The organism is Clostridioides sp. LIBA-7678 (assembly GCF_056716065.1).
The window spans coordinates 701,018-714,399 of sequence record NZ_CP196987.1 but is presented as its reverse complement, the minus strand read 5'-3'; the positions used below and the strand labels follow the sequence as shown (position 1 = coordinate 714,399).

The window sequence follows — 13,382 nt, the reverse complement described above, 5'->3', positions numbered from 1 at the left end:
ACTGTAAATAAACCATTATAAAACTCTTTTTAGATTATATACAAACTTCTTCCCAGTTTATCACCCAATTTTCCAATGAGTCTATCTTCTCTGCTGTTAACTCCTCTTCATGAAATGACACTAATAAATTCTTTATAAAAATATTCTTCAAAAGGCTTTGTACATTTCTTGATATAAATTCAAAGTACGAATTTTCTTTGATTGCAACGGTATAGTATGTACATTTACTCGTTTCTTGTACGTATAAGAATTTTTTCTTTGATAATTTTGATAGAGTTTTTAAAGCTACTTTCTCTAGTAAATTATGCTCTTCTTGCATATAATCAATAACCTCATATGAATTTGTTTTTATATCTAAATTCCAAATAAATTTCATAATAACTAACTCTAATTTTGATAATTTTTTTAAACACATAGTTATCACTCCACTTCCTTATCTATATAATTAGATATTACAGTAATAATTTCACAAAATCAATTACAATAATTATTATATATCGTAAAAATAATAAAAAAATATTTATAAGGTAACAAAGTTCACAATTATTATATTTTTCAACTTAAGTATTATAAAACTTTCAAATTGTAGTATATAAACTATTATCTAAAATACTTGTAATGCTATATTTAATATCTAAATCAAAGATACAATTTAGAATAAATTATATCTTTTACTATGTTTACTTGACAGTGTTTTTTTTAGAGTATAAAATAGTACTTGTTAGATAACAATTACTATTTTAAGGAGTTGAGCTTATGCCACCTAAAATAAAAACAGATAGAGATGCAATCATAAATGCAGGATTTGAAGTAGCCAGAAATGAAGGTGTTACTGTCATCACTGCTCAGAAAGTTGCACTAGTACTAGGTACATCAGTTGCCCCAATTTTTCGAGAATTCCAGACAGTTGAAGATTTGCGTGTTTCTGTAGAGGAAAAAATCCATACATTTCATACTCAATATATCAGTGATTATCCTTCTCAATATATCGGTGATTACTCTTTAGATGATTCTGCTTTTTTAACTTATGGACTTGGATATATTAACTTTGCCAAAGAATACCCAAATTTGTTTGAAGCTATTATGCAACATAGTACTATAAATTATAATTTAAATGAACAAGAATCTAAACAACTTGATTTTGTGGTGAATAGTGCTGCTAGTGAAGGTTCGCTTAGTTTTGAACAGGCAAAAGAATTATTTTATAATATATGGATTTATACTCATGGTATTGCTTGTTTAGTCTACAAAGGAAGTCTAATTCTTACAGTTGAAGAAGAAAAACAACTACTTATTACTGCTTTCAATGCTTTTATTACAAAGTACCAAAAGTAAGAGCACATATCATTAAAAATAAAAGTAATATTATCCAAATATTAAAAATATAAACTAAAAGGAGACTTATTTATGAAAGGTTTCTATACTTTTGTACAACTATGTAGTATTATCATATTTGCTGCATTGTGTTCTTTTACGCCCACTGCCATATCATACTTTCTTCTTATAATTTTGATTATTAGAATGATTGTATTTATACGCCCTACAAAAGGAGAAAAAATACAAGATTTTCAAGAACCTCAAAAGATTTTGTTGGTTATTGATATGCAAGAAGCTATGTGTGGAAAAGATGGAATTTATCCTCAAAAAGAGGAATTTGTAAGTAGTGTAAATAGAATTATCATTGAAGCTAAAGAACAAGGACAAAAAATAGTATATATCTGTCAAGAATTTCATCACTTTGATTTTCTATTTTGCCTTATTTCAATGGGTGGTTGCCTTTTTCAAGGGTCAAAGGGAGCTTCCATTTGTAGTGATTTAAAGGTCGAAAATAATGAAGTGTTTGTTAAACATCAGCAAGATTCCTTTACATCCAAAAGTTTTAGTGAATCTCTAAAAGAAAATAAAGTTGATACAATCTCAATTGTTGGATTAGACTCTTCAGCTTGTGTTTATAAGACAGCATTAGGAGCAATAAACAGAGGGTACCATGTTAATATCATAAAGAATGGTGTTCTTGGTAAAAGTGTAAATTCTACAGAAAAGGCTTTAAAAAAATTATCAACAAAGGGTGTTTCAATTTATTAGCCCAGAAATAGTAAGTTTTAATTAATGGCAATTAGTGAACTAAACTAATTGTCATTAATTCTATAAAATCATAATTAGACTAATTTGTTAACTCAAAATACTAATATAGTATTATACCACATTTCCCAAAGCTTACCTACCTTAGTTGCAAAATGTGTTACACCTAAACATCCAATGACTTTGACCAATACTTCTTGAATGATTACCTTTTTTATCACATTATACTTTGTTTTATTTTTTAATAAAATTTAACATCATACAATCGTATTACATTAGCTTTATATTTGACTTTGTAACTTAGAAGTGATAGTTTAAATGTATTAAATATACTTTATCTAAGGAGATGTACATATGGTAATAGTAAATATAACATATACAGTTGAACTAAATAAAATTGAAGAAAAACTAGATGCACATATAGAATTTTTAAATAAATATTATGCAAATAATAAATTCATATGCTCTGGAAGAAAAAATCCTAGAATAGGTGGAATAATTTTATGCAATGCTGATAAAGAAGAAGTTAATAAAATTATCCAAGAAGACCCTTTTTATATTAACAAACTTGGTGATTACGAGATTATTGAGTTTGAACCATCAAAGATTAATAATAAATTAATAGTTGAAAAGTTAAAAGATTTATAGATTACATAAATGAGTACATTAATTTAATATTAAAATTAACTACTAAAATGCCCTTATAATTCTAATGAATGATTATATGGGCATTTATTTTGTGCAAAATCCACAATACGTAATTATTTTTTAAATGAGTTTTTAAAAATCAATTATCGTGTTATAATTCAATAATTGATATGAGTTTTCAATTAAAATTAATTTTCGAATAAAGGAAGTCTACATGGAAGAAGTAAATAAGTTTCAGAGTTTTATTATTTTAGGAATGGTACTTCTAGGTATCTTAATGGGTCAAATAGAATTCATACAAATATATTCAGAATAACTTCAAAGGCATGTGATTTCCAAGGATATTTTTTAAACATAGCTATAGTTGCAATGTTCACATCTCAAGGAAAAATACTACTAGAAAATTATCAAATCTTATTTATTTTACTAGTACCAATATTAATATTTTTTATTATAAACTTTATTTTTGTTAGAGTTATAAGTAAAGCAATTAATCTAAGTTATGAGGATAGTGTATCCCTAAATTTAACTACACTTGCTAGAAACTCTCCAATAGCATTAGCTATTGCAGTAGCTACTTTTCCAGATAAACCTTTAATATCATTAGCACTTATAATCGGTCCTTTGATAGAGTTACCTATATTATTTTTAGTTACTAGAATTTTATTAAAAATAAAAGGTATGAACAATGTGATTAGCAACTAACTTCGACTTTAGAGATATGTTTGTAATAAATTTAATATCCTTAGAACTTAAAGATTTAATATCAAAATTAATATCCTTACAACTTAATAACATCTTTAGAACTTAAAAAAATCCTTAGAATTTAAATAAATAGATTCTAAGGATTTTTTTATTACTTATCTTTAATTTTCCTGCTTCCTATTCAGACATTATTTTAAGTAATTTAAGAAATTATTGTAGATTATTTTAAATCACATAATACTATTTGATAATAATACTATTCAATAACTATATTTTTTAATGCCTCAGTTATATTGTTTTGAAACAATCCGCCATGACTAAAAACTACTTCCTCTATATCATAATTACTTATGTTTTTGATAGCATCTTCCAACTCTTGTTTGTTGCTATGCATCACATCAACTGGCTCGAGTTCCCCATCCTTTATCTGTAACAAATCACCAGCAATAAGTACTTTAGATTTCTTTAAATAAAGGCATATATGACCTCTAGTGTGACCACCTGTATGTATGACTTCTACTTCCTCGCCTAAATTTAAAACTTCATGGTCATCCAAAGATACATCTACTTTAGTATATGATGACTTAAACCCAAGTCCCATAACATTTAACATACTAAGCATCTTATCATCAATATTATTCACCATTTGTTCTAGCATATAAAGTTTATAAGGAGTCTCTTCCCCTGTTATATAGCTAATTTCACTTTTGTATGCGTATACTTTGATATTATTTTCAGACTTTTCTCTTAAGTAATTTATGTTTCCTATATGGTCTATATCATGATGAGTGATTATTATATTTTTTAATTTATCGAAGCTTGTATTACTTTTGTTAAGAGCCTCAATTATCAACTCTCCTTGACCTGGAAGACCAGTATCAACAAGAGTTGCCTCATCTTCTGTATAGATTACAGGAATATACATAACTTTATTTTCTCCCAATACATGTGATGAAACTTTTAAAACATCTAATCCTTTTGTTAAGTTCATAATATTTCTCCTTATAATTACTTAATTAGAGGTTAATTTAATTAAAGAAATTGAAAAAACATAGATTAGCCTCTAGTTATATTTTATTAATAAAAAATTGTTAATACCTAGTATATCACTTAAGTTGAGGGATTACTCGACTTGATTTTTTTGTTATTTTGTGGTATAGTAATTAGTATAGAAGCAAGTGATTACAAGCTTTTCAACTACTTTTATTTTTTCTTATTATCCTTTGATTTACTCTAGTATTGATATTATTAAAACTAAAAGTACATTAAAATAATATGAAAAAAGATTACACTACATTATAGATGATTATTTATAAAGAACAGAATATTATTTAATTAATAAAATTTAATTAATAAAAAACATTAGCCATATGACTAATGTTTTTTTAATTTATATGCATATTGATTCAATTATTTAATGCTTTAGATTTCTGTTTTAATAAGGCAATTTTTTGAAAATAATTTGAAATACAGCTCACAATACACACAATCATCCCCATAATTGACAAATAATCAATAAAAAACAAAATTATTGAGCGTTCTTTATCAAAGAATACAAATTGATTAACAAGAAACATATAATCTATAATGTTTTGCTGTACAAATGCATAAATACCATAAACAACTACCACAGTAGAAATGCTTCTTAAAATACAAACTCTAATTTTTGAATTTTTAATATAAAACATACTATTTACAGTATTTATCATGATTCTCCAGTGAAGACCGAGATGTATTGACATCAGCACAAACCCCCAATAAGAAGCAAGTAAATGTACTATTCTGGCTAATGATATACCATTATGTATTGGCAGAAAAACAAAAACATGATTTGAGAGAATTATTCCACTGAGCATTAAACATACCATACAAACAAGTAATAGAATATTTACTATGAGTAGGATAATTCTAGTACATGAATACCGACCTTTTAGTATATTTTTATACCACCTATAATTTAAAATATTATGTAGAATGAATATAATAAATATCGTTAATCCTAGCCATTCGTGTGTAGATTCGCCAACCAGTTCATATGCCATTATAATTGGTAACATTCCAATCATTCCAGCATCAAGAAGGATTTGTAAGGTTCTTTTTGGGGACATATTTAAGCACTCCTTTAAAGTATATAACTTTACATTTTTTCTATAGTAACTCTAACTCCCTTCTCCATATTACTCAACTCTTCTAAACCAGATTCAAAATACCCCATAGGAATCAATCCATTGGCATAAGGTTGGTCTTTGTAATATATTGCTAGATTGCCCCAAGGACCATAACATGTAATATCTCCAATATCTGGGTTATAGCCACTAGGTGCTTCTTTTTGAGAAAGTTCTGTTGGAGTATAGGCAATTTTTTCTGCACCTGCAAAGTCGTCAAAGGAAACTGTTATTGGAAGCTGAACAATCAAACTTTGCGTGGTTGGATTATTTTCAAGCACAGCAATTGCTTCTTTATCATCAAATGTTAACTTAATACGGATTTCATGTTCATTTACTTTGTCATTAGAATTTACTTTATTAGTAGCATTTATTTTATTAGTAGTATTTATTTTATCAGTTGCATTTGTACTTTGATTATTTGGGACTTGAGATACATTTAAATCATTCGCCTTTGTCTTCGCTGATGATGTATTGTTACATGCTGATAAAACAAAGCTACTAGTTAATATAGCCAAAAATATAATCCATTTTCTTATTTTACGCATACAAAATTCTCCTTTTATCGATAAGTAAATCTTATTTGCTAATCAATGAGTTTCACGTTTTTCAACAATTTATTTTCTTATATGTTAGTTTTCTTAAATAGATTTTCCCATTTCGTAAGCTTGTTTCAGTATATCTGTATCATTTTTAATTGCACCAATTTGGTCTAACCCAGTTCCTCTTACTACACCAGCCAATCTTGCTTTTTCAAAACAGTCAATCCATCCCTGCAACCCTTTAAGTGCACCATCCATGGCACTTTCATTAACATCTGCTGCTGTTGCAAGTAAATAAATATCACTAAAAGTATACTCAGCTGGAAAAATTGGATTCGTTCTATCCAAAAGTGTTTTCATTTGTCCAGTCATTTCATAAAAATATATTGGACTAGCAAATACAAGTACATCAGAATTACACATTTTTTTAATGATGTCATTTGCATCATCTTTTAGTACACATTGACACGTTGTTTGGCAAGCAAGACAGCCAATACAAAAATTAATATTTTTATCATACAGAGTAATCTTTTCCACTTCATTACCTTGCTCTCTTACCCCTCTTGCAAATTCATCTGCTAGTTCTTCAGAATTTCCATTTTTTCGTGGACTAGTAGATATTATACAAACATTTTTTCCCATACTTTTATTCCCCTTTTCGATTAATTATTATATATTTATTTTGTTAATCCAAGATTAGACAACCATGTGTTTATCTCATCTTCTGTACCATCTGGAAGTGTTTGACTAATAGCTAGACCATCTTTAATTGTCGCTTGAGGCTGTTCTTTTCTGATATTCTCAATACTGTTTGAAAATCCACTACCACCACTAGTACAAAATGGTATGATAATTTTATTTGAGAAATCATATTCTTCTAAAAAACTGTACACTGCCATTGGCATGTCACCCCACCAATTAGGATATCCAAGGAAAATTATGTCATAAGAGTCTATATCACTTCTATTATTTAAAAGTACTGGACGAATGTTATCATTTCGTTCATCACGACCTTGATTTTCAATAACACTATAATCAGATGGATATTTATTTTCCATTTCTATAAGAGATATATCACCACCAGTTTTACTTTGAATCATCTTTGCAACAATTTCAGTATTTCCTTCAATTACATTGTTTCTAATATTTACACTTGCAGAGGATACAGCTTCTGTTTCATTTGGAGTATCTGAATTACCAATACGAGAAAAATAAGCAATTAAGATACGTGAATCTTCTATTTTAATTTTTTCATTATCAGATTTTAACGATTCACTCGTTTCAGGTGTTTTACTTTGAGTAGATTCTGATTCTTGTTGTTTTTCACATGCAACAAGAAAAAATATCAATGTAGAACAAAGAACCACACCTATTAGCTTTTTGTAATAATTTATCATTTGTATATCACTCCTTAATGGTATGCTTTTTCAAAAACTGCAACACATTCTTCATGACTCATTTCACAAGGGTTTGCAAGGAATAGACCACCCATGGTATCACGAGCATTTTTTGCTAAGACATCAAGTTCTTCATAAACAATCCCATAGTCACTCATCTTCAGGTTATCAACGCCACATGCTTTTTGTAAGTTTACTAGTGCTGTGATGAAATCTTCTGGCTTTGAAGCATTCTCCATACCCATAGCCTGTGCCATTCGTATAAACCTTTCATCACAAGCATGTTTGTCAATAAAAAATTCATAAAATGCTTTTGATATCATAATTAGACCTGCTCCATGAGGAAGATTCTGATGATATGCACTCATAGCATGTTCCATTGAATGTTTGGCTGTAGTGCTAGTGATTACCATTGCTTGACCAGATAATGTATTAGCAAAAGCAACATGTTCTCTTGCTTTCATATCTTTTCCATTTTTCACTGCACGAGCAAGATAATTTGCAATATTTTCGATAGCAGTTAAAGCAATCATATCACTCATAGGATTTGCAAATTTACTAATATATACTTCTGTTGAATGAAAGAGAGCATCAAAACCTTGGTATGCAGTGTACTCTGAAGGCACAGTTACCATAAGCTCAGGGTCTACAATCGCTAATACAGGAAAAAGTCTATCATCTCCACCAAATCCCATCTTCTCATTTGTTTTATCATTGGTAATAACGCCCCATTGGTCAACTTCTGAACCAGTTCCAGCAGTAGTAGTAATACATACAATTGGAAGAGGATTTTTTGCAATCATTTTTTCTCCACCTGTGCCACCAAACATATAATCCCATATATCTCCATCATTTGTGGCCATTGCAGCCATTGCTTTTGAGGCATCCATTACACTACCACCACCTAGAGCAACTATAAAATCACATTTATTGTCACGTGCTACTTTAGCCCCCTCCATGATAGTAGATTTAATGGGATTTGCCTGTACTTTGTCAAACAGTACAAATTCTACTCCAGCAATTTTAAGCTGTTCTTGTGTTCGATTAAGAGCTCCACTAGTATGTGTAGATTTCCCATTTGATATGACAAGCAATGCTTTTTTCCCTGGTAACCCCTCACTATGGAGTTTATTTAGTTGCCCACATCCAAACTTTACACGTGTTGGTATAAAAAAATTAAAGTTAGTATTCATTTTATTCACCTTTCCTTTTTGTATTTTAATTTTTATTTTCGGTGTTAAAAATCAAGTAACAAAGTTTTTGATTTTTATTAATTTTACTAAGAAACACATACCTATAATTTAAGGAGCATCTACCCATAATTTGATAATATGATGTACTCACTTTAAATTTTAGATAATAAAACTATATTGATTTTGTTTATCAATTATAGTATCATCCCTTTAAACTACATTATAGAATCTGACTATTTAAATATCAAATACCTATATTAAATCTGTTGTTATGCTTTATAAGCATAGTTTTTATTTCTATTTAATTATCACTCACTTTACAACCCTTTCACTTTTGATGAATCATGTCATAAAAGTAACCTAATCAAAGTAGAAAAAATGACTAGAATATGAAACCATAGTATAATCTATTACAAGAAGTTAGCTGATAAATTTTGACTTTGAAAGGAGAATAAGGAATATGATATTCAAAAATACTCCTGAACTAAAAACAGAAAGACTCATATTAAGAAGGTTTACTGAGAATGACATAGGAGCTTTGTTCACAATTTACAGTGATAAAGATATGTAATGAAACAATTAGGTATGAGTTATCAATATTCTTATGAAGAACAATGGCAACCAAAAGATATATTAGTTACATTTAGAATGTATCAACTAAATCTTGATGGTAGGAATGATAGAGTATATAAAAAATACTGGGATAATTCAGCAGTTCACTTTATTGAAAGAGGTGTTTAAATTATGATTATTTTAATTGCAGGTGCTTCTCATACTGGAAAAACTTTATTTGCACAGAAAATATTAGAAAAATACAAATATACATATTTATCTATTGACCTGTTAAAAATGGGACTTATACGAAGTGGAAACACTAAGTTAACACCAGAAGATGATGAAGAACTTGTACCCTATCTATGGTCTATCGTTAAAGAAATTATAAAAACAGCTATTGAAAATAATCAGAACCTTGTAGTTGAGGGATGCTATATTCCATTTGATTGGCAAAAAGATTTTGATAGTAAATATATAAAAGAAATTCAGTATTATTGCCTTGTTATGACTAAAGATTATATAGAAAGGTATTTTTCAGATATTAAAAAATATGCAAATGCTATTGAAAGTCGATTGGATGATTCATTCTGCACAATGGAATCCACTATTGAAGAAAATACTAAAAATCTACAAATGTGTAAAAAGTATGACTGTAATTATATCTTAATAGAAGATGAATATACTGTAGATATTAGTTTTTAAGATTATATTTTTGTTAATTTTAAAATATAACGAGATGAAAAAGGAAAAGCGGTATAACATAAAGTAGATGTTATACCACAAAACCTTAAAAAGAGATATTCTTATTATTACATTATTACAAACCCCTCTACAACATAGGTACCATAATACCAGCTACTACAATCGAAATCATACAAGCCATACCACCAACTACTAATTTAGGCATTATTTTAGACATCAAATATGCTTTTTCTTCTTCCGTTTCTCCAATAGCATTACACACTTCATTTGAAATCAAATATGTAGTCGGAAATCCCAACATTTGACAGAACCCTACTCCAAAAGCAAGAGGCTTAGAACCAATAATTTTCCAACCTGGAAGTACCTTCATCACAAGGAATATACCGATAATAGAAACTGCGAACATACCTACAATTGGTACAAACAGACTAATTAAATCTCCCAAAGAAACTTTTGCTAAAGAAGGAATAACAGCTGCAAATACAACCATGTTTATAAAACCTTTAATTTTCCCTTTTTCTAAAATATCTTTTGGTACAATACCAATACGAGTTACAAGAACACCAACTATAAGACATACAATAGAATAATTCACATGGATAAGCTCTGAAAGCTCATATCCCAAATAAGAAAATATAGCTATGAAAAATATACAAACATTTGTAGAATAATATTTATCATACTTCTCACAGAATACTTGCTTTACTTTTTCCCCTGTACTTTCTGCTTCTTTCTTATCATTATCGACATTGGCTAAATCAATCCCCTTTGCCTTTGCTTCATGATACTCTACCAAAAGACGATTTGCTTCTTGTAGTGCAGCTCTAGAGGCAATTGGTGTCCCAACAAACTTCTGGATTGCAAATACAACTGTTGCTGTAGCTGCTGCAAGTGTCAATCCTTTTTCTAATGCTGCTTGTGTCATGATAGTAGTGGCAGGTAATGCCCCATTTATAACTGGTATACTTGTCAACACTGTTGCTTTTCCAAACAAAGGAATACAAAGTGAAACACAAACTATAACTGCAACAATCCCAAGCCATGCTGTCAACACAGTTCTCCATTCATCTATAAACTGTCTAACATTCAACATTGTTCCCATACTAAACATAATCATTGGAACACTCCAACTTGCAGCTGCTGTCATACCTGCTCTTTCAATAATATCCCCTGGTATTACCTTTGTAACAAACAGAATCAAAAATAAAAGTAATGTCACAAATACAGCTGAAACTTTTGCTTTTGTTTTACTTGCAATCAAATCCCCAATAGCAAATAAGATTAATACAACACTAAACCATAATAACATATCACTCATAGAATAACCCCCTTATAAATATCTTTCAAACCAATCTACAATGGCATTGGCACGTACAACTCTATTAGATGGTCTTCCGTTTCTAGACAATCCATGTGTATCCCCGTGGAATAAATACATTTCCGTATCTACACCAATCTGTTTTAATGCTGTAAACATCTGGAAGGTATCTCCCATAAAACATCTATAATCCCTATCACTATGTAAGAATAAAGTTGGTGTCTTTACATTTTTTACATACTTAATAGGTGAATGGTTCCAAAGAACTTCTTCATGATTCCAAGGTGTCTTATCTCCACAAGTTTGCTTCATAATTCTATCCCCAAAGTCGATAATTAGGGAAGCTGTAATCAAGTTACTAATACCTCTTTGAGAAGCAACTGCCTTGAAACGGTCTGTATGACCAATTATCCAGTTTGTCATATAACCACCATAACTTCCACCTGCAACACCTAAACGGTCTGCATCAATCCCAGGGTATCTCTCAATACAAGTATCTACAAATTCCATAAGATGGTCATAATCAACATATCCCCATCTTTCTACCATTTCCAAAAACTCTTCACCATAACCGTCACCACCATGAGGATTACAATAAATAACATACATTCCTTTTGCAGCTACACACTGCTTTAAGTGTGTAAACATGTAACCATATGCCCACTTAGGTCCACCATGAATGAACAATACAGCAGGATATTTTTCACCTTCTTTTGCATCTATTGGTGGTATAACAAAACCATCAACTTCTTCTTTATTTTTTGCTACAAATGTTAATTTCTCAGGTAGTGAAACCTTATGACTATCCAAATATAGCTTAGAAAAAGAAGTCATTTTTTTCATTGCACCAGTAGCCATATCAATGCTATATATTTCTGCCAACTCATAATCTTTCAGCATGATTGTGTACATAGTGTTGTCATAAATATCAAAAGATGTAAAAGCATCCACTTTTGTGATGATACGTATATTACCTGTTTTTGTATCAAACTCATCAAACTCTGTCATAGTTCTGCAAATTCTTGCTCCAATAAACTTATCTCCTACGACTTTATTACTACGTCCACCACCATATACTGCATCTACATCCAGTAATGTAGCATACATCCCATCTGGGCTGGCAATCATATTTATTTCGCCAGTATTCAAGTCAAGCATGAAAATATCATGATTTTGTGTAATAGAACGGTCTAATATAGACGCTTGTAACATTACTCTATCTTCACCAATATATTTAACTAAGCTGATTTGATATTTTCCTTGTGGTATGAGTTCTCTTGTTTCACCACTATCTACATGGTACTCCCAAAGACCAGAGAAAGGTGTTGCACAATCTTCATAAATCTGACCTGAATATAAAATTCTTTTTTTATCAGGAGAAACATCTACACCTGCTACCTCACAATACTTTGGTGTAATAGCTTTTGTTTCTTTTTTTCCTTCTTGATACAATTCTAATGTTACACGTCTTCTTTGAGAGAAGTTTTCCCCATCTCTTATAAAAGGTTTATCTGTAAATGTCCAGTAATCTACTCCTTCTACTGCTCTGTCTAGTTCTGCTTTTTTTATATCTGTTGGATTTTTTGTTGTAAATAACCATAATTTATTTCCAAGTGATATGGGTATGCTACAAGTTTTTGGAATAGAAAATGCTTTCTTTGCTTCTCCTCCTTTTATAGAAATAGTATAAAAATCTGTTGTACCTGCTTTTGGTTTATCTCTTTTAGATGTAAAAAGAAGCTCTGTATCAGAAATCCAGCTAAATGATGTTACATCTTTTGTTTGTGTCATATGTATTTGTTTTTCTGTTTTGACATCCATAGCATATAGGTCATGTTCATAGCAATCTTTTTCCTCATTGATATTTGATATAATATAAGCAATATGACTTCCATCAGGTGAACAAGAAATATCATGTGGGAATATATATTCAAAAATATCTGAACTTTCAATCTTTAGTTTTTCCATTTTTCTATTCTCCTTTCTTTATTGTCTTTCTTTCTGTATCATTTTCTTTTTTTCTTTGCTATTCTCTTTATCTAGAAGTACTTTTTAATTTATATTATTGTTTTTCC

15 protein-coding genes are annotated in these 13,382 nt (G+C 29.6%); 6 read left to right on the top strand and 9 right to left on the bottom strand.

The features are described 5' to 3' along the window. Positions 1 to 34: 34 nt before the first annotated feature. Positions 35 to 415, bottom strand: a complete 381-nt coding sequence (locus tag ACTG46_RS03655; RefSeq protein WP_479923631.1) for a BlaI/MecI/CopY family transcriptional regulator — start codon at positions 413 to 415, stop codon at positions 35 to 37. Between the two features lie 341 nt (positions 416 to 756). On the opposite strand from ACTG46_RS03655, the gene ACTG46_RS03650 reads away from it, so the two are divergent. The 4 genes from ACTG46_RS03650 to ACTG46_RS03635 all read left to right on the top strand — a co-directional run bounded on the left by ACTG46_RS03650 (position 757) and on the right by ACTG46_RS03635 (position 3,435). Next, the gene (locus ACTG46_RS03650; RefSeq protein WP_479923630.1) at positions 757 to 1,335 is read left to right on the top strand and encodes a hypothetical protein; all 579 of its coding nucleotides are present in this window, start codon (positions 757 to 759) and stop codon (positions 1,333 to 1,335) included. Positions 1,336 to 1,407: 72 nt separating this feature from the next. Beyond that, positions 1,408 to 2,085, top strand: coding sequence for a cysteine hydrolase family protein (locus ACTG46_RS03645; protein WP_054275901.1), 678 nt, complete (start codon positions 1,408 to 1,410; stop codon positions 2,083 to 2,085). Positions 2,086 to 2,436: 351 nt separating this feature from the next. Then, the gene (locus tag ACTG46_RS03640) at positions 2,437 to 2,730 is read left to right on the top strand and encodes a YciI family protein (protein WP_054269183.1); all 294 of its coding nucleotides are present in this window, start codon (positions 2,437 to 2,439) and stop codon (positions 2,728 to 2,730) included. 369 nt (positions 2,731 to 3,099) lie between these two features. Then, a complete protein-coding gene (locus ACTG46_RS03635) occupies positions 3,100 to 3,435 on the top strand; it encodes an arsenic resistance protein (protein ID WP_479923629.1) in 336 nt (111 codons plus the stop codon). A gap of 256 nt (positions 3,436 to 3,691) precedes the next feature. Here ACTG46_RS03635 and ACTG46_RS03630 read toward each other — a convergent pair whose 3' ends face one another. The 6 genes from ACTG46_RS03630 to ACTG46_RS03605 all read right to left on the bottom strand — a co-directional run bounded on the left by ACTG46_RS03630 (position 3,692) and on the right by ACTG46_RS03605 (position 8,732). Continuing rightward, entirely contained in the window at positions 3,692 to 4,426 is a 735-nt protein-coding gene (locus ACTG46_RS03630; protein ID WP_243194010.1) for an MBL fold metallo-hydrolase, read from the bottom strand. A 415-nt stretch (positions 4,427 to 4,841) separates the two neighbouring features. Next, a complete protein-coding gene (locus ACTG46_RS03625; RefSeq protein WP_479923628.1) occupies positions 4,842 to 5,543 on the bottom strand; it encodes a DUF4405 domain-containing protein in 702 nt (233 codons plus the stop codon). Positions 5,544 to 5,572: 29 nt separating this feature from the next. Further along, complete coding sequence (locus tag ACTG46_RS03620; RefSeq protein WP_479923627.1) at positions 5,573 to 6,148, bottom strand: cyclophilin-like fold protein; 576 nt, start codon at positions 6,146 to 6,148, stop codon at positions 5,573 to 5,575. A 93-nt stretch (positions 6,149 to 6,241) separates the two neighbouring features. Beyond that, positions 6,242 to 6,784, bottom strand: a complete 543-nt coding sequence (locus tag ACTG46_RS03615) for a flavodoxin family protein (protein WP_243194012.1) — start codon at positions 6,782 to 6,784, stop codon at positions 6,242 to 6,244. A 35-nt stretch (positions 6,785 to 6,819) separates the two neighbouring features. Beyond that, positions 6,820 to 7,539 (bottom strand): flavodoxin, encoded by a 720-nt coding sequence (locus ACTG46_RS03610; protein WP_479923626.1) that lies wholly within the window; start codon positions 7,537 to 7,539, stop codon positions 6,820 to 6,822. 14 nt (positions 7,540 to 7,553) lie between these two features. Continuing rightward, positions 7,554 to 8,732 carry an iron-containing alcohol dehydrogenase gene (locus tag ACTG46_RS03605; RefSeq protein WP_479923625.1) on the bottom strand — a complete coding sequence of 393 codons (1,179 nt, stop codon included), beginning with the start codon at positions 8,730 to 8,732 and terminating at the stop codon, positions 7,554 to 7,556. Positions 8,733 to 9,302: 570 nt separating this feature from the next. On the opposite strand from ACTG46_RS03605, the gene ACTG46_RS03600 reads away from it, so the two are divergent. Next, positions 9,303 to 9,473, top strand: coding sequence for a hypothetical protein (locus tag ACTG46_RS03600; RefSeq protein ID WP_479923624.1), 171 nt, complete (start codon positions 9,303 to 9,305; stop codon positions 9,471 to 9,473). A 3-nt stretch (positions 9,474 to 9,476) separates the two neighbouring features. Then, positions 9,477 to 9,989, top strand: coding sequence for an adenylate kinase family protein (locus tag ACTG46_RS03595; RefSeq protein WP_074179123.1), 513 nt, complete (start codon positions 9,477 to 9,479; stop codon positions 9,987 to 9,989). Positions 9,990 to 10,116: 127 nt separating this feature from the next. Here the strand turns inward: ACTG46_RS03595 and ACTG46_RS03590 are convergent, their stop codons facing one another. Then, the gene (locus tag ACTG46_RS03590; protein ID WP_054275892.1) at positions 10,117 to 11,307 is read right to left on the bottom strand and encodes a hypothetical protein; all 1,191 of its coding nucleotides are present in this window, start codon (positions 11,305 to 11,307) and stop codon (positions 10,117 to 10,119) included. Between the two features lie 12 nt (positions 11,308 to 11,319). Continuing rightward, complete coding sequence (locus tag ACTG46_RS03585; protein ID WP_479923623.1) at positions 11,320 to 13,275, bottom strand: S9 family peptidase; 1,956 nt, start codon at positions 13,273 to 13,275, stop codon at positions 11,320 to 11,322. Between the last annotated feature and the right edge of the window lie 107 nt (positions 13,276 to 13,382).